14 protein-coding genes and 1 tRNA gene are annotated in these 15,194 nt (G+C 63.3%); 2 read left to right on the top strand and 13 right to left on the bottom strand.

The annotated features are described in order from the left end of the window. Positions 1–3 precede the first annotated feature (3 nt). From smpB to dapA, 3 genes are read right to left on the bottom strand one after another with little or no spacing between them, the layout of a single operon-like run. Positions 4–477 (bottom strand): SsrA-binding protein SmpB, encoded by a 474-nt coding sequence (smpB, locus tag ACVW16_RS03115; protein ID WP_254194047.1) that lies wholly within the window; start codon positions 475–477, stop codon positions 4–6. Between the two features lie 59 nt (positions 478–536). Next, positions 537–950 carry a large conductance mechanosensitive channel protein MscL gene (gene mscL, locus ACVW16_RS03120; protein WP_456705305.1) on the bottom strand — a complete coding sequence of 138 codons (414 nt, stop codon included), beginning with the start codon at positions 948–950 and terminating at the stop codon, positions 537–539. Positions 951–1,002: 52 nt separating this feature from the next. Beyond that, on the bottom strand, positions 1,003–1,893 hold the full coding sequence (gene dapA, locus ACVW16_RS03125) for a 4-hydroxy-tetrahydrodipicolinate synthase (protein WP_456735358.1): 891 nt from the start codon (positions 1,891–1,893) through the stop codon (positions 1,003–1,005). A gap of 308 nt (positions 1,894–2,201) precedes the next feature. Between dapA and ACVW16_RS03130 the strand changes: the two genes are divergently transcribed. Next, on the top strand, positions 2,202–4,571 hold the full coding sequence (locus ACVW16_RS03130) for a transglycosylase SLT domain-containing protein (protein ID WP_456738178.1): 2,370 nt from the start codon (positions 2,202–2,204) through the stop codon (positions 4,569–4,571). Positions 4,572–4,646: 75 nt separating this feature from the next. On the opposite strand, the gene ACVW16_RS03135 is transcribed toward ACVW16_RS03130, so the two are convergent. Together ACVW16_RS03135 and ACVW16_RS03140 are read right to left on the bottom strand one after the other, a co-directional pair. Then, positions 4,647–5,021, bottom strand: a complete 375-nt coding sequence (locus ACVW16_RS03135) for a DUF3551 domain-containing protein (RefSeq protein ID WP_456703924.1) — start codon at positions 5,019–5,021, stop codon at positions 4,647–4,649. Between the two features lie 73 nt (positions 5,022–5,094). Beyond that, entirely contained in the window at positions 5,095–6,606 is a 1,512-nt protein-coding gene (locus tag ACVW16_RS03140; RefSeq protein ID WP_456735359.1) for a porin, read from the bottom strand. A gap of 637 nt (positions 6,607–7,243) precedes the next feature. On the opposite strand from ACVW16_RS03140, the gene ACVW16_RS03145 reads away from it, so the two are divergent. Further along, a tRNA-Ser gene (locus ACVW16_RS03145) sits at positions 7,244–7,336 on the top strand. A gap of 138 nt (positions 7,337–7,474) precedes the next feature. Here ACVW16_RS03145 and ACVW16_RS03150 read toward each other — a convergent pair. The 8 genes from ACVW16_RS03150 to ACVW16_RS03185 all read right to left on the bottom strand — a co-directional run bounded on the left by ACVW16_RS03150 (position 7,475) and on the right by ACVW16_RS03185 (position 15,160). Continuing rightward, positions 7,475–7,741 carry a hypothetical protein gene (locus tag ACVW16_RS03150; RefSeq protein ID WP_456703926.1) on the bottom strand — a complete coding sequence of 89 codons (267 nt, stop codon included), beginning with the start codon at positions 7,739–7,741 and terminating at the stop codon, positions 7,475–7,477. A gap of 1,415 nt (positions 7,742–9,156) precedes the next feature. Beyond that, entirely contained in the window at positions 9,157–10,635 is a 1,479-nt protein-coding gene (gene gatB / locus ACVW16_RS03155) for an Asp-tRNA(Asn)/Glu-tRNA(Gln) amidotransferase subunit GatB (RefSeq protein ID WP_456802229.1), read from the bottom strand. After that, positions 10,632–10,934 carry a hypothetical protein gene (locus ACVW16_RS03160; protein ID WP_456735360.1) on the bottom strand — a complete coding sequence of 101 codons (303 nt, stop codon included), beginning with the start codon at positions 10,932–10,934 and terminating at the stop codon, positions 10,632–10,634. Before ACVW16_RS03160 ends, gatB begins: the two co-directional genes overlap by 4 nt. Then, positions 10,925–12,400 carry an Asp-tRNA(Asn)/Glu-tRNA(Gln) amidotransferase subunit GatA gene (gene gatA / locus ACVW16_RS03165; protein ID WP_456735361.1) on the bottom strand — a complete coding sequence of 492 codons (1,476 nt, stop codon included), beginning with the start codon at positions 12,398–12,400 and terminating at the stop codon, positions 10,925–10,927. The genes ACVW16_RS03160 and gatA overlap by 10 nt, the downstream gene beginning before the upstream one ends. After that, positions 12,397–12,609, bottom strand: coding sequence for a hypothetical protein (locus ACVW16_RS03170; RefSeq protein ID WP_456735362.1), 213 nt, complete (start codon positions 12,607–12,609; stop codon positions 12,397–12,399). The genes gatA and ACVW16_RS03170 overlap by 4 nt, the downstream gene beginning before the upstream one ends. A 77-nt stretch (positions 12,610–12,686) precedes the next feature. Continuing rightward, positions 12,687–12,974 carry an Asp-tRNA(Asn)/Glu-tRNA(Gln) amidotransferase subunit GatC gene (gene gatC, locus ACVW16_RS03175; protein WP_456703931.1) on the bottom strand — a complete coding sequence of 96 codons (288 nt, stop codon included), beginning with the start codon at positions 12,972–12,974 and terminating at the stop codon, positions 12,687–12,689. 76 nt (positions 12,975–13,050) lie between these two features. After that, on the bottom strand, positions 13,051–14,127 hold the full coding sequence (locus tag ACVW16_RS03180) for an NAD(P)H-dependent flavin oxidoreductase (RefSeq protein ID WP_456703932.1): 1,077 nt from the start codon (positions 14,125–14,127) through the stop codon (positions 13,051–13,053). Continuing rightward, complete coding sequence (locus ACVW16_RS03185) at positions 14,117–15,160, bottom strand: NAD(P)H-dependent flavin oxidoreductase (protein ID WP_456735363.1); 1,044 nt, start codon at positions 15,158–15,160, stop codon at positions 14,117–14,119. The genes ACVW16_RS03180 and ACVW16_RS03185 overlap by 11 nt, the downstream gene beginning before the upstream one ends. Positions 15,161–15,194 lie beyond the last annotated feature (34 nt).

The following is a 15,194-nucleotide window of genomic DNA, read 5'->3' on the forward strand; positions in this document are numbered from 1 at the left end:
TCGCTATCCCCTCGCCCGCATCAGGCGGCCCTTCTCCCGGCTCCAGTCGCGCTTCTTCTCGCTCTCGCGCTTGTCGTGCAGCTTCTTGCCCTTTGCAACCGCGAGCTGCAGCTTGGCCCGCCCCCGCTCGTTGAAATAGAGCTTGAGCGGGATCAACGTCATGCCCTCGCGGTCGACCGCGCCCATCAGCTTGTTGATCTGGCGGCGGTGCAGCAGCAGCTTTCGCGGGCGCTTGGGCTCGTGGTTGAAGCGGTTGCCCTGGAGATATTCGGGAATGGTGGCGTTGATCAGCCAGATCTCGCCATCCTTCGAATCCGCATAGGACTCCGCAATCGTGCTCTTGCCGTTGCGGATCGACTTCACCTCGGTGCCGGTCAGCGCAATGCCCGCCTCGACCGTATCCTCGATCGCGTAGTTGAAGCGGGCCTTGCGATTTTCCGCCATGACCTTGATAGGACGTTCGTTCTTATCAGCCATGGACAACAAACCTGAGAAAGATACGCCGCGACGCTAACGAATTGGATGAAGCGCGCGCGTCACTTCTTGAGGAGATCGCGGATCTCGGTGAGCAGAACGACCTCCTCCGACGGCTTCGGCGGCTCGGCGGGCTTGGTCTCTTCCTTGCGCTTCAACGTATTCATGGCGCGAATGACCAGGAAAAGCACGAAGGCGATGATGATGAAGTTGATCGTCAGCGTCAGGAAGTTGCCGTAAGCGAGCACGGCGCCTTGCTTTTTCGCATCCGCTAAGTTGGTGGCGGTGACCGCCTTCGACAAGGGGACGTAGTAGTTCGAAAAGTCGAGGCCGCCGGTCGCGGCGCCGATGACCGGCATGATGATGTCACCGACCAGCGAGGTGACGATCGCGCCGAAGGCCGCGCCGATGATCACGCCGACTGCGAGGTCGACGACGTTGCCTTTCATGGCAAACTCACGGAACTCCGTGAGCATCTTCCTGCCCTTCTCGTCGACGCTCATGAACGACTCCCCCGGTTGGCTGGAATCAGTTGATCAGGCCGGCGTGCACCATGGCGCTGCGCACCGCAGCGCGGGTCGGCTCGGAGACCGGAACCATCGGCAACCGGAGCGTCTCGTCGAACTTGCCGAGCAGCGACATCGCGTACTTGACGGGCGCCGGATTGCTCTCGACGAAGAGGTTGTTATGCAGCGGCATCAGCTTGTCGTGGATCGCGAGCGCAGCCTTGGCGTCGCCCTTGGCCCAGGCGGCATGGAACTCGGCGCACAGGCGCGGCGCAACGTTCGAGGTCACCGAGATGCAGCCATGGCCACCATGCGCCATGTAGCCGATGATGGTGGCATCCTCGCCGGAGAGCTGGTTGAAGTCCTCGCCGAGTGCCGCGCGCTGCTGCGATACGCGCACCATGCTGGCGGTGGCGTCCTTGACGCCGGCAATGTTCTTCAGCTCCCATAGCCGCTTCATGGTGTCGACCGACATGTCGATCACCGAGCGCGGCGGGATGTTGTAGATGATGATCGGAATCCCGATCGCATCGTTGATCGCCTTGAAGTGCTGGTACATGCCTTCCTGGGTCGGCTTGTTGTAGTAGGGCGTCACCACGAGGACGGCATTGGCGCCCGCCTTTTCGGCATGCTGGGCAAGCTCAACCGCTTCCTTGGTCGAATTGGAGCCGGCGCCGGCGATGACGGGCACGCGGCCCTTGGCCTCCTCGATGCACCATTCGACGACCTTCTTGTGCTCATCGTGGGAGAGCGTCGGGCTCTCGCCGGTGGTGCCGACCGGGACCAGGCCGTTGGTGCCTTCGGAGATCTGCCAGTTGACCAGGGAGCGGAACGCAGCCTCGTCCAGCGAGCCATTTTTGAACGGCGTGACCAAGGCAGTGAACGACCCCCGGAATTTCGTCTTGGCTGCCATGGACTTCCTCCGTACGCGGCGAGAATTAGAGCAAGCCTCTTTCATATCGGGTCTCCCCCGCCGGTAAAAGGGCCGCATCCGCGTGACGCACCGTTTAAGCCGCGATTTTGCCGCGGTGGTGGTACAAACCGGGCGACGGTAAGCGGCTGTTGGTATTTTGTCCGCATATTCAATCAAATACAGCCAGATCTTGTACAGCCCAGATGTACAGATGGGGCTTGAGCCAATTGACTGATTCGGGGCGACGAACCGCCGTGACCTCCTTTCCTCGTGCTGCATGGCGATCTGCCGGTCTGGCCATGTGCCTGATGGCCGGCCTGTCGATCGGGTGTGTCGCCCTGGCGAAGTCCAGTCAGGCGATCGAGGACGCCGCGAAGGAACCGGCCAAGCAACCGGCCAAGCAACCGGCTAAGCAACCCGCGAAGCCGGCGGCCAAAGGAACCGCGAAACCGGCGGCCAAGCAGGCCGCGAAGGATACGACCAAGGGATCGGCCAAAGAGACAGCCAAGGGCGCAAGCACGCCAGCAGCTTCCGCTGCCGCGAAGAAGCCTGCCAGCAAGGACGCGAAGGACAAGCCGAAACCCGCCCCTACCGCTGCGGCGCCGAAATCACGACCGGCCGCGAACGCGCCGGCGGTGACAGCCACCGTCAGACCTTCCGCGCCGGGCCCAGCCTCCGCCAGACCTGTCGCGACGCCCGTGCTGGCGCCTGCGACCCGCCAACACGCCGCGCCCCGCAAGCCGGTTACGCCAGCCGCGGTCGCTGCGACCTCATCGACGTCGCAAGCCGACAAGGAGACGCTGGAGAACGTCATCGAGCTGGTGCGCAAGCGCAAGCCGGGCGAAGCCAGCAGTTACGCAGATTCGATTTCCGATCCGGTCGCGCGAAAGCTAGCGGAATGGATCATCCTGCGCAGCGAGGACAATGGTGCCAGCGTTGAGCGCTACCGCGCCTTCCTCTCCGCCAATCCGAGCTGGCCGTCGCAGACCTTCCTGCGCCGTCGGCTCGAAGCCGCGATGTGGGATGACAAGCGCGACGATTCCGTCGGCTGGTCGTGGTTTGAGAACGAATCCCCCGTTTCGGCCAAAGGCCGCTTCGTGCTTGCCAAGGCCATGCTGGCGCGCGGTGACCGAGCCAATGCCGAACGGCTGGTGCGCGAGGCCTGGCGCAGCGATCCGATGTCGGAGGAGACCGAGAACAACGCGCTCGATCAGTTCGGCGCCCTGCTGACGCCGGGCGACCAGAAGGCGCGGATGGACACGCTGCTCTACGGAAGTGAGCACGAGGCGGCGCTGCGCGCGGCAAAACGGCTTGGCGCCGGCTATGTCGCCCTCGCCAAGGCCCGTATCGCCTCCTTCAAGAAGGCGCCGAACACGCGCGCGCTGCTCGAAGAGGTGCCGCGTGAGCTGCACAGCGATCCCGGCTTCATCTTCAGCAAAATCCAGCTGCTGCGCCGGGAGGAGAAGTTTGCCGAAGCGGCTCAACTGATGCTGTCGGCGCCGAAGGATCCGAACCGGCTCTACAATCTCGATGAATGGTGGATCGAGCGGCGCCTCCTGGCTCGCAAGATGATCGACACCGAGGACTTCCGCAGCGCCTACCTGATTGCGCGCGACGGGGCCCTGCCCTCGCGCGATATCTACAAGACCGAGCAGGAATTCACGGCGGGCTGGATCGCACTTCGCTTCCTCAACGATCCCGCAGCGGCCAGCCAGCACTTTGCCCGCATCGGCGTCGGCAGCGTCAATCCGACCACGCTGGCGCGTGCCGGTTACTGGCAGGGGCGCGCGGCGGAGGCCGCCGGACGTCAGCAGGAGGCGCGCAACGCCTATGCCCGCGCCGCCGAGCAATCGACCAGCTATTACGGCCAGCTGGCACGCGCCAAGCTCGGCCTGCCGCAGATCGAGCTCAACAGCCAGCCTCGCAGCCGCGGCGCCGGGCGGCTCGAGATCGTGCGGGCCGCGCAATTGCTCTACGAACTCGATGAACGCGAGCTGACAGTGCCGCTGCTCGCCGACATGGGCGAGAACGGCGATCCCGAGGCTCTGGCCGGCCTCGGCGAGCTGGCCCAGCGCTATGGCGACGCGCGCGGCATGCTGCTGGTCGGGAAAGCCGCACTCAATCGCGGCCTGCCGTTCGATTTCTATGCCTACCCCGTCAACGGCATTCCGCAGTTTTCACAGATCGGCCCCGAGGTCGAACGCAGCATCGTCTACGCGATCGCGCGGCAGGAGAGCGCGTTCAACCCCGCCGTGGTCTCACCTGCCCAGGCCTACGGTTTGATGCAGGTGACGCCGGACGCGGCGCGCTATGTCTGCAAGCGGCACGGCGCGACTTACGACCTGTCGCGGCTGAAGAACGATTCCTCGTACAATGCCACGCTCGGTGCGGCCGAACTCGGCGGCCTGCTTGAGGACTATCGCGGCTCTTACATCATGACGTTTGCCGCCTACAACGCCGGGCGCGGCAGCGTGAAGAAGTGGATCGACCGCTACGGTGATCCGCGTGACGCCAAGGTCGACGCGGTCGACTGGGTCGAGCTGATTCCCTTCTCTGAAACCCGCAACTACGTGCAGCGGATCATGGAGAATCTCCAGGTCTACCGCGCCCGCTTCGGCGGCGGCACGCGGTTGCAGATCGAGGCCGATTTGCACCGTGGCGCCGGCAGCGTGGAATAGCGGCGCTCCACGACAGCGTCGCTCCCGTCCGAGGGCGTATCAGCTTACGCGAAAGCCGCAACGCCGGTCCCGATTTCACCACGTCCTGCCCGGAGCGGCCCGGCCACGAGGGGCGCGGACGGGGCCGGCTGAACCCGGCTGGGACCAATATGGGTTGACCATGCACATTGCGGGCAAGCCGAGCGCAGCCTCTTTACACGCTTCCCAAGAAGCATAGCTGCAGTAGATCGTGCTGCTGCCGCCCCACTCCCATCTTTGCAGGCATACAGGGTAATTGGGATCGTACCGTTGGGCCGATGCTGGCCCGATAGCAAGGATTGTAGCGCCAGCGACGAGGCTTGCACGAATCGCGTCCATCGTGGCCCGCCTCCGAAATATCCGACTGTTCACGATTGAATACTCCCGCACCGCTTCCTCCGAGAAGCGCAGCCAATTCTTCCAGGACAGCATACGTCGGATCACCAACAAAGAAAAACCCCGGCAGTTTCCTGCCGGGGCTCTCCAATCAATCGGATGATTGATCTTAGAAGTTGCGCTGAGCGCGGAGCATCATGGTCAGCGAGTTCTGATCCTTCAGCTCGTAGGTCGCAGCCGGCTTCGCGAAGGCGGCAACTGCAGTGGCCGGGCCAGTGACGGCGCCCGAGTACTTCTGGTCGAGCATCGTGTAGCTCAGGTCAGCCGTGAACGCCAGGTTCTTGACCGGAGTCCAGACGGTGTTGACACCGATCACGCCGATGTTGAAGTCCGGGTTGCAGGTCGAACCAGCCACGGCAATCGTGGCGAAGTTCGCGCAGATCAGGCCCTTGCTCGTGTTGCCGTAGCCCATATGAGCATAGCCACCGTAGATGGCGCTCGCCCAGTTCGGGGTCCAGTTGTGGGTGTAACCACCGCGGAAGCCCCAAGCCTTGGTCGTCTCGATGCCAGTGCCGGCGCCGAAGACGCCGTCGGTAATGCCAGCGAAACCAACGCTCTGGTAAGCGCCGATGCCGCTGCCGCTGTACATCGAGAAGTTCTGCGGCCACGAGATGTTGCCGAAGACGTAGTGAGCCGCACCGTCGGCGTAGACGGCCTGCATGTTGATCGAGTCACCCGCACCGGTCGGGATGTTCTTGATCGACAAGGCGCCCTGCACAGCCCAGCCCCACTTATCGGCGGGGTGATCGCTGGTCTCAAACGTACCGTAGTACGCACTGTGGATCTCATGTGCGACAGCCGCGATTTGGAACAGGCCCCAAGCCTGGTCAACACGAACCTGACCGACGATGTCGGGAGAACGGTTCGCACCCCAATCGTACGTGCCGTAGTTGCCCTGGATGAGGGCAGTACCAGCCGCTGCGGCCGTTGCAAAGCCGGTCGCATTCCACAGGTTCGATTGACCGCCGCCATTGCCCGTCGTCTGATCCTGGATCGACACTGCGGCGGTGATGCCCTGGCCGAAGTCAGCCGTGTAGGTGGCCTGGTTCACACCGGTGACGAAGTTCGAGCCGCCCGGAATGGTATCGGGACCACCAGCCGGATAGCCTGTCCACGGCGCATCGAAGATCGAGACGGTGCGACCGAAGGTGAAGCCAGCGAACTGGATGAAGGCGTGGTAGAGGCCGAGACCAGCAGTGCCGCCCGCGGCGGCTGACGGGTTGCTCGCGGAGACCGTTTGGGAGTCAACGCTGAACACCATGTCGGCGAAGGTGCGGACCACGCCGTACTCGGTTGCGGTGCGGGTATCGACCGTGAGGTCCATACGAGCGCGGCTGTAATAGTAGTTCGTCAGACGGTTGTTCGAGCCGCCGTTGAAGGTGCCCGAGCTAAACCGGAAGCCATAGTCGTTAGCGCCGCCGAGGATCATGTCCGCGCGGACGTAACCACCCAGCTTGATGCAGGTGTCGGTGCCGGGGATGTAGTAGAAACCCGCACCGTACAGCGAGCAGATCTTCACGTATTCGACGGCCTTTGCCTTCAACGGAAGGTCGGCTGCCTGGGCTCCGCCAACGGCGAGCAGACCCGCCACTGAGCCGAGCAAAAGGCTCTTAAAGTTCATGTTAAACCTCCAAGTTGCTCTTCAGGGAAGGTCACTGACCCGGACGGCCAATTCCCCAACCCCCTCTAAATCACCGCCCTGGCCACCTTCGCGTCTTCGGACACACCCGCAGGAACACGAGGGACTTAAGCGAAAGACCTAAACGGGACGACCTCGGGATGCCCCCCTCCGTCGCCGGATCACAACAACTGAACGTCGTTGCACACACAACAAAAGATCGCTCCGGAACGGGCCTATCAAGCGTGTTTTTCGACGGGTGTTGCACAATTAACACGCAGATGTGATCGCGCGGCATCGCTAATCAATTGTTTTTACTTGTCTTTTTTGACAAGTTCGTTTGCGGTCGAAATTCGCGTTTGGTCGTGCCCGGGCCAGCTTACGCACAGCTCCAGGTCTGAGCACCCGAATCGGGGAATGCGGGGACTGGAGCGGGATGTGTAATCCCGTAAGGCTCGGCGAGCCGGAAACAGCTGCCCCCGGCGCCACCGCGTGCGTGTGTCACGGACACTCTATATGTCTGGGAACCCCCCGAAGGTCAGGGAATCCCGCATCGGCGGAAATCGTTGGGAATATTCGAGCGAAAACACACGCTTCCAAATTGACCGGCCCAAGCAATTAGATGCATAAGGCTCGCACCGGAGAGGTGGCCGAGTGGCTGAAGGCAACGCTTTGCTAAAGCGTCATACGGTCTCAAGCTGTATCGAGGGTTCGAATCCCTCCCTCTCCGCCACCCAGCTGCGGGCCGCCTGCGAGGCGATGCTGCAACGAGGATTTGGGACCGTGGCTGGCTTGAACCGCAGGAGAGGCGCTCGCAGCCCAAGCCCGCCAGTCGAAGTCGAGTTTCCCGGGGGTCGGGGCGCTGAACCGCTCAGTGCGCGGACGCCCACGCCCTCGCCTCTCGCTGCGCGGTCGCGATCTCGGCCTCCGACATCTGCCCCGCCACTTCCTGGCGCAGCGCAACGGCGTCCCGGCGGCCCTTCAGGGCAGCAAGATTGAACCATTTGTGCGCGGCGACGAGGTCGATCAGACCCGAGCGGCCGCTCGCCCAATAGAGTCCGCGCTCGAACAGAACGTCTGACAGCGCGGTCCCATCGATCGGCGTCGCCGTATCGAGATCGAAAGTACCCTGAAACATAACGCATCCCCTTTTCTTATGCCGCCTCTAATCCCCGGAGCGCGGCTCCCGTCCAACTCTGATGTGCAAAATCCCTTCTGGGATCGTGCGCTGTTCAACTCATCCCCAAGGGCCTCTTGCCCGATGCCGTTTGCCGGCTTGTTGAAGGCGATGATGGCGGGCAAATTTGAATGGCAGTTTAAGTATCGCGATGAAGCAGACGTAAACGGGAAGCCGCGCCGCGCGCGCGAGAATTTCAAGAAGTCCCTGATTTGCAGGTACTTCTGCGTTTCCTCAGGATGCGTTTACCCTGTGATTTTCGGACATCGATAACCATCGCGCACAGTGCCACGCCTCGTGCGGTCACATGTCCTGGGAGGTGGCGCGCGCGACAATCATGCCGGCGCGCCTAGCCTCGACAGCCCGGCCACGCACAGCGGCGGCGCAGTCAGATCAACAATGTCGGGAAAGGGATTGCCGGCAATACCCCGGCCTCAGGGAACGAGGGCGTCGGCGAACACGTCAGGACCAGATTCCAAATGAGCCCGAAGGCCGCGTGTGGAATTGCGGAGCCCTTGTTCAGGGAGACCGCACCGAACGAAGAAAACTCGTTTCTTCTGCCGGACCGGACTTTGGCGGGCAGGCCCGCGAAGCTGACGATCCGACCGTTGACCTGATGTCTCGCCGACACCCTCTGTCGTCGACCAGAACCTCTGGGAGGCGCTGATGACGTGCCGGCTGCTAGGAGCCGGCAACTTCAGAAGTCGAAGTTACTTCTTCTTCGCGACCTTGCGGGTCTTCTTCGCAGTCTTCTTCACTGCGCTCTTCGCCTTCTTCGCCTTCTTCGCCTTCTTCGCTTTCTTGGCCATGTTGCCCTCCGATGTGTGAGATGGCTTTAATCGCTGCGCGCATTCGGGGATCGAATGTGCGCTCACCCCAAATACACCAACACGACGAAAAAAACATCTTCTCACTTAAGGAAGTGTTGACGACGCAGCGCGCGTGCGCCAGCCGCGCTTGATTTGCCAGTCGGCAGCCACTCGCGTCCACGATTGCAAATGCTTCTCTCGGCATCGACGTCGGCAAGCGCCGCGACTGCCGGAATATCCTATGCAGCAAGCATTATTCTGCTCACGCACATCTCGCGCGATCAGCGCGACGATGAACGCTGCGAAGCACGCGATCGCGCAGCGGAGGCGAGTCGCGGACTCTGAGTCGCGAATTTTGGCAACGAAATTATTTTCATGCTTAACGGCGGGAGCGCTCGTCGGAGCGTGTGCAAGTCGCCGTTTTGCGCGAATCGCGCGGTGGCGATTCGGCGGCGCTGCGCGCCTTTGAGCAGCTGATGATTGCCGCAGATGACGCGCGCGAGCGTCGCATCACGGGGTCAAGCGAGGTGACGATGCGCGTCCGTCACCTCGTCCGAACGCGTGACGTCAGATGCCGAGCTTGGACCTGAGCAGGTCGTTGACGCTCTGCGGGTTGGCCTTGCCGCCTGACGACTTCATCACCTGGCCCACGAACCAGCCAAGCGACTGCGGCTTGTCCTTCACCTGCGCAGCCTTGTCGGGATTGGCCGCGATGATGTCGTCGACAACCTTTTCGATCGCCGAAAGATCCGTGACCTGCTTCATGCCGCGGCTTTCGACCAGCGCGCGCGGGTCGCCGCCCTCCTGCCAGACGATCTCGAACAGATCCTTGGCGATCTTGCCCGAGATCGTGCCCTCGCCGATCAGGTCGATGATCGCCGCCAGCTGCTCGGACGTCACAGGAGAGTCGGTAATATCACGGCCCTCCTTGTTGAGACGGCCGAACAGTTCGTTGATCACCCAATTCGTCGCCATCTTGCCGTCGCGGGCGCGGTTGGCGAGCCTGTCGAGCACCGTCTCGTAGAACACGGCGCTCTCGCGCTCGGCCACCAGCACGCCCGCATCATAACCCGAGAGGCCGAAGTCGGCGACAAAACGCGCCTTCTTCTGGTCCGGCAGCTCGGGAAGCGCTGCCTTCAGCTCGTCCACGAAGCTCTGCGAGAACTCCAGCGGCAGCAGATCCGGATCGGGGAAGTAGCGGTAGTCATGCGCCTCTTCCTTCGACCGCAGTGAGCGCGTCTCGCCCTTGTTGGGGTCGTAGAGCCGTGTTTCCTGATCGATCTTGCCGCCGTCCTCCAAAATCTCGATCTGGCGGCGCGCCTCGTACTCGATGGCCTGGCCGATGAAGGTGATGGAGTTCAGGTTCTTGATCTCGCAGCGGGTGCCGAGCGGCGCGCCCGGCTTGCGCACGGAGACGTTGACGTCGGCGCGCAAGGATCCCTTCTCCATGTCGCCGTCGCAGGTGCCGAGATAGCGCATGATCGAGCGCAGCTTGGTCACATAGGCCTTGGCCTGCTCGGCGTCGCGGATATCGGGCTTGGAAACGATCTCCATCAGCGCCACGCCGCAGCGGTTGAGATCGATCAGGGATTGCGACGGCAGCTTGTCGTGCTGCATCTTTGCCGGATCCTGCTCCAGATGCAGCCGCTCGATGCCGATGGAGACGCTGCGGCCACCGTCGAGCTCGACCAGCACGTCGCCCTCGCCCACGATCGGCGACTTGTACTGGCTGATCTGGTAGCCCTGCGGCAGGTCCGGATAGAAATAGTTCTTCCTGTCGAACACCGAACGCAGATTGATCTTTGCGTTGAGACCGAGCCCGGTCCGGACAGCCTGCCTGACGCATTCCTCGTTGATCACAGGCAGCATGCCCGGCATGGCCGCATCGACCAGCGACACTTGGGTGTTTGGATCACCACCGAACGCAGTCGAGGCGCCCGAGAACAATTTTGATTTGGATGTCACCTGGGCGTGGATCTCCATGCCGATGACCGTCTCCCAGTCGCCGGTGGCGCCCTTGAGAAGCTTGTGCGTAGCCGTGCTCATGTCCTGCTCCCGAGCAGCGTGGCAGCGATCCGCTCCCACTCCGCTGCCAATGAATCCTTTGCCGCGACCTGGCCGGCCTGGCGATACCAGTACCCGGCATTGCCGAGATCGCCTTCGATGCGGTGCAGATACGCGTGCACCCAGGCCGCCTCGCGGCTGCTCTCGTCCTGGACGATCCTGTGCGCCTGGTCCCAGTCGCCCTTCGCAGCCCACCAGAGACCCGCGAGCGGCGCGCTCAACTCCGGCGCGGGTGCCGCACCATCGAGGCTTGCGATGAAGCCGGCGACATTCACCACCACCTCGCGGGCGTGAAGCGGCCGGCCGCCTGCTCGATCACTTCGCCGAGCGAGAACAACGTCTCCTCCTCGAATGGACGGCCGATCAGTTGCAGGCCGAGAGGCAGGCCCTGGCCGTCCTTGCCTGATGGCACGGCAATGCCCGGCAGGCCCGCCATATTCACGGTGACCGTGAAGATGTCGTTGAGATACATCTCGACGGGATCGGCCCCGCCTTTCTCACCGATGCCGAAGGCCGCCGACGGCGTCGCCGGGGTGAGGATCGCGTCCACACCCCTCTCGAAGCAATCCTCAAAATCCCTCTTGATCAGCGTGCGCACCTTCTGGGCGCGCAGATAATAGGCGTCGTAGTAGCCGGCCGAGAGCACATAGGTGCCGATCATGACGCGGCGGCGCACCTCGGCGCCAAAACCTTTGGCGCGGGTGTTCTCGTACAGCTCGGTGATGGTCTTGCCGTGCTCGCGCAGGCCATAGCGGACGCCGTCGTAACGCGCGAGGTTGGAGGAGGCCTCCGCCGGCGCCACGATGTAATAGGCCGGCAGCGCGTATTTGGTGTGCGGCAGCGATACCTCGACCAGCTCGGCGCCGGCCGCCTTCAGCCACGCCGCGCCCTCACTCCAGAGCTTCTCGATCTCGCCCGGCATGCCGTCGAGACGATACTCCTTGGGAATGCCGATCTTCATGCCCTTCACGGATTTGCCGATCGCGGCTTCATAATCAGGCACGGCAATATCGACCGAAGTCGTGTCCTTCGGATCGTGGCCGGCCATCGAGCGCAGCAGCATCGCGCTGTCGCGCACGCTGCGCGCAATTGGACCGGCCTGGTCGAGCGAAGAGGCAAACGCGACGATGCCCCAGCGCGAGCAGCGGCCATAAGTCGGCTTGATGCCCACGGTTGCGGTGAACGCCGCCGGCTGGCGGATCGAGCCGCCGGTGTCGGTCGCGGTCGCGCCCATGCACAGCAGCGCAGCCACCGCCGAGGCCGAGCCGCCGGACGAGCCACCCGGCACCAGGGTGGTGTTGGAGCCCTCGCGCCGCCAGGGATTGCCGACGGGACCGAAGCACGAGGTCTCGTTCGCCGAGCCCATCGCGAACTCGTCATTGTTGAGCTTGCCGAGCATGACGGCGCCGTCGCGCCAGAGCTGCGAGGTGACGGTCGACTCATAGGTCGGCACGAAATTGCCGAGGATCTTCGAGCACGCCGTGGTGCGCACCCCCTTGGTCGCGAACAGATCCTTGATGCCGAGCGGGATGCCGGCGAGCGGACCGGCGTCGCCCTTGACGATCCTGCCGTCCGCCTCGCGCGCCATGGCCCGCGCCTGGTCCGGCGTCTCCATCACGAAGGCATTGAGCACGCGCGCTTTCTCGATCGCGCTCAGATGCGCGTCGGTCAGCTCCAGCGACGTGAAAGTCTTGTCGGCGAGACCCTTACGGGCCTCGGCGAGCGTCAGCGATGTCAAATCGGTCATTTATTGATCGGGCTACAGAAGAAAGGAGACAGGGTCTTGTCGTTGGCCGGGTCGTCTTTTTTGGCGGCCGCATCCGCGGCGGCCTGCATTTCGTCGAGCACGGCATTGACGGCGACGTTGGGATCGGCAGCCTTACCCTGCCGTTCCATCTTGTCGAGGTAGTTCATGTAGGCCTGATAGGCCTTCTCATCGTCGCAAAGCATGCACATCGCACGGCGTCCTAAGAGTCTTTAGTTGACGCGTTTCTTGACGCGAACCGGATTCCACTTCGCTCGAAAACGCTATGCTACTCGACGACCTTCGGCACCAGGAAGAAGTGACCTTCGGTCTCAGGCGCGTTGGCAACGATATCGTCGGCGATCTCGCCGTCGTTCACCACGTCTTGCCGCTTCTTCATCTGCATCGGGGTGACCGAGGTCATGGGCTCCACGCCCTCGACATTGACCTCCGAAAGCTGCTCGACGAAAGCGAGCATGGCGTTGAGCTCGCCTTGCAGATGCGGAACCTCGTCCTCGGAAACCGCAATGCGCGCCAGATGCGCGATGCGGCGGACGGTAGCGGCGTCGACGGACATTATATAAGGCCTCTCACGGCAAAACCTATGTGCCGTATAGCAGAGGCCGGTTTTCCGCCGCAACCGGGGCTGGAACCTACCCAGCCAGCGCTTTCAGGCGAGCCAGCGCCGATCTGGCGAAATCCCGGGTCAATTCGGCCGCGGGGACCTCACGGCCAAGGGCCACAGCCTGGCCGGCCCAGAGATTGGTGAAATCCACCCTGCCCTGCTTTTCGGCAGCCGCCTTCAGCGGTCCCAGCGCGGTCGCCGCATGGGGAAACGGCGGCGCATCCGGCGAGATCGGCCCGAGCTCGCGCATCAGGCGATTCTGGACACCGCGCGCCGGACGTCCGGTCATGACATTGGTGATGACGGTGGAATCGTCGCCCGCCTCAGCGAGCGCCTTGCGGCCGCCTGCGCTCACCTTGGACTCCGGACAGCGCAGATACGCACTGCCGATCTGCACGCCAGAGGCACCAAGTGCGAAGGCCGCGGCAATGCCGCGCCCATCGGCGATGCCTCCGCAAGCGATCACCGGCACCTTCACGGCATCGACGACCTGCGGCACCAGCGCGAAGGTCCCGGGCTGTTCGGAGATCTTGTCGGTCAGGAACATGCCGCGATGGCCTCCGGCTTCGGCGCCCTGCGCAATGACCGCATCGACGCCGCGCTGTTCGAGCCAGACCGCTTCCTTCACCGTCGTGGCGGATGAGATGACGAGACAGCCCGCCGCCTTGACGCGCTTGAGCAGCGTCGGCTCTGGCAGGCCGAAATGAAAGCTGACGATTTCAGGCTTCAGCTCCTCGACCACCTCGCAGAACGCGGCATCGAACGGCGCGCGGTTCGCGGCGTTGATCGGCGCCGCCGGATCGAGGCCATGCTCGGCGTAATAACCAGCGAGCCGTTGCTTCCAGCGCGCTTCGGCCCCGGCCGTCAGATCGACCGGCGTGTGACAGAAGAAGTTCATGTTCACCGGCGCCTTCACACGCTGGCGGATGATGTTGACCTGCTCGCGCGCCTTCTCCGGCGACAGCATCGCGCTCGGCAACGAGCCAAGTCCGCCGCCCTGAGCCACGGCGATCACCAGTTCGGCATCCATCACACCGGCCATCGGCGCCAGCACGATCGGAAATTCGGTCTTGAAGAGGTCGATCAGTCGACGGTCAGGCCACATGGTGTGTCTCTCTTGGTTGTCTGTTCTTACCCTCTCCCTCCAGGGAGGGTGAAGAGTCCTGTGCCGCTGCGATCGAATTGCGTTGGCCGGCCAGCAACTGCTCGGCCTCAGCAGCAATCCGTCCGACGATCTCGGCCGCTGGGGGAATATCGTGGATCAGGCCGACCGCTTCTCCGGCAAAGACGGCCGCGATTTCGAAATCGCCCGCCATTTTTGCCGCGGCATAGTCCTTGGCAATCTCGTCCGCGCGTTGCAGCAGCTCGATCTCACGGCCGGTCCAGGTCTTGATATGGCTGTTGACCAGCGCGCGCGCGGTAAACGGCGCCGGCCAGAACAGTTTTCGCGACCAGTCGGGGACGACCCCGCGCACGGTCCCATTGCCGTCAGCCGTGCGAATGCGCTGCTTCGCGCCCTCTGCGCCATTGGCCTCGACGCTCGCATAGAAGCGCGTGCCGATCAGCACGCCGGACGCACCCAGCATCATCATCGCCGCAAGACCACGGCCGTCGGCGATCCCGCCAGCCGCCACGACCGGCACACGTCCGGCCGCGAGGTCGACGATATCAGGCACGATACCGACCGTGGTGCGCGATGCGCCATGGCCACCCGCCTCCGTCCCCTGTGCGATCAAAATCTCTGCGCCGGCATCGAGCGCCTGCTTTGCCATCGCCTCGGTTTGCACCTGGCAGATCAATCGCGCGCCGCTCGCCTTGATGCGCGGCGCGAACGGCGCAGGATCGCCGAACGACAGCATGACTGCCTGCGGGCGCGCATCGAGCGCGATGTCGAGAAGGTCCGGCTGCTTGGCCAGGCTCCAGGTAATGAATCCGATCCCGAACGGTGCAAATCCCCTAAGCTCCGCCGTCTCGGCCTGTAGCCGCCCCCGATCGCCGTAGCCACCGCCCAGAATGCCGAACCCTCCCGCCTCGCTGACGGCGCGGGTTAGCCGGCTGCCGGCAACCGTGTCCATGGGCGCCGAAAGGATCGGATGCCTTATCCCGAGAAGCTCCGTCAGCGGCGTAGTGATCGACATGAGGTCTCCCGCACTGGACAGGAAGATTAAGCCC

The sequence above is a fragment of the Bradyrhizobium sp. USDA 4474 genome (genome assembly GCF_054057515.1).

Excerpts from the sequence above, each read along its gene's own strand:
- smpB (WP_254194047.1), bottom strand. The coding sequence starts at position 477 with ATGGCTGATAAGAACGAACGTCCTATCAAGGTCATGGCGGAAAATCGC.
- mscL (WP_456705305.1), bottom strand. The coding sequence starts at position 950 with ATGCTCACGGAGTTCCGTGAGTTTGCCATGAAAGGCAACGTCGTCGAC.
- dapA (WP_456735358.1), bottom strand. The coding sequence starts at position 1,893 with ATGGCAGCCAAGACGAAATTCCGGGGGTCGTTCACTGCCTTGGTCACG.
- ACVW16_RS03130 (WP_456738178.1), top strand. The coding sequence starts at position 2,202 with ATGGCCGGCCTGTCGATCGGGTGTGTCGCCCTGGCGAAGTCCAGTCAG.
- ACVW16_RS03135 (WP_456703924.1), bottom strand. The coding sequence starts at position 5,021 with ATGCTGTCCTGGAAGAATTGGCTGCGCTTCTCGGAGGAAGCGGTGCGG.
- ACVW16_RS03140 (WP_456735359.1), bottom strand. The coding sequence starts at position 6,606 with ATGAACTTTAAGAGCCTTTTGCTCGGCTCAGTGGCGGGTCTGCTCGCC.
- ACVW16_RS03150 (WP_456703926.1), bottom strand. The coding sequence starts at position 7,741 with ATGTTTCAGGGTACTTTCGATCTCGATACGGCGACGCCGATCGATGGG.
- gatB (WP_456802229.1), bottom strand. The coding sequence starts at position 10,635 with ATGAGCACGGCTACGCACAAGCTTCTCAAGGGCGCCACCGGCGACTGG.
- gatA (WP_456735361.1), bottom strand. The coding sequence starts at position 12,400 with ATGACCGATTTGACATCGCTGACGCTCGCCGAGGCCCGTAAGGGTCTC.
- ACVW16_RS03170 (WP_456735362.1), bottom strand. The coding sequence starts at position 12,609 with ATGTGCATGCTTTGCGACGATGAGAAGGCCTATCAGGCCTACATGAAC.
- gatC (WP_456703931.1), bottom strand. The coding sequence starts at position 12,974 with ATGTCCGTCGACGCCGCTACCGTCCGCCGCATCGCGCATCTGGCGCGC.
- ACVW16_RS03180 (WP_456703932.1), bottom strand. The coding sequence starts at position 14,127 with ATGTGGCCTGACCGTCGACTGATCGACCTCTTCAAGACCGAATTTCCG.
- ACVW16_RS03185 (WP_456735363.1), bottom strand. The coding sequence starts at position 15,160 with ATGTCGATCACTACGCCGCTGACGGAGCTTCTCGGGATAAGGCATCCG.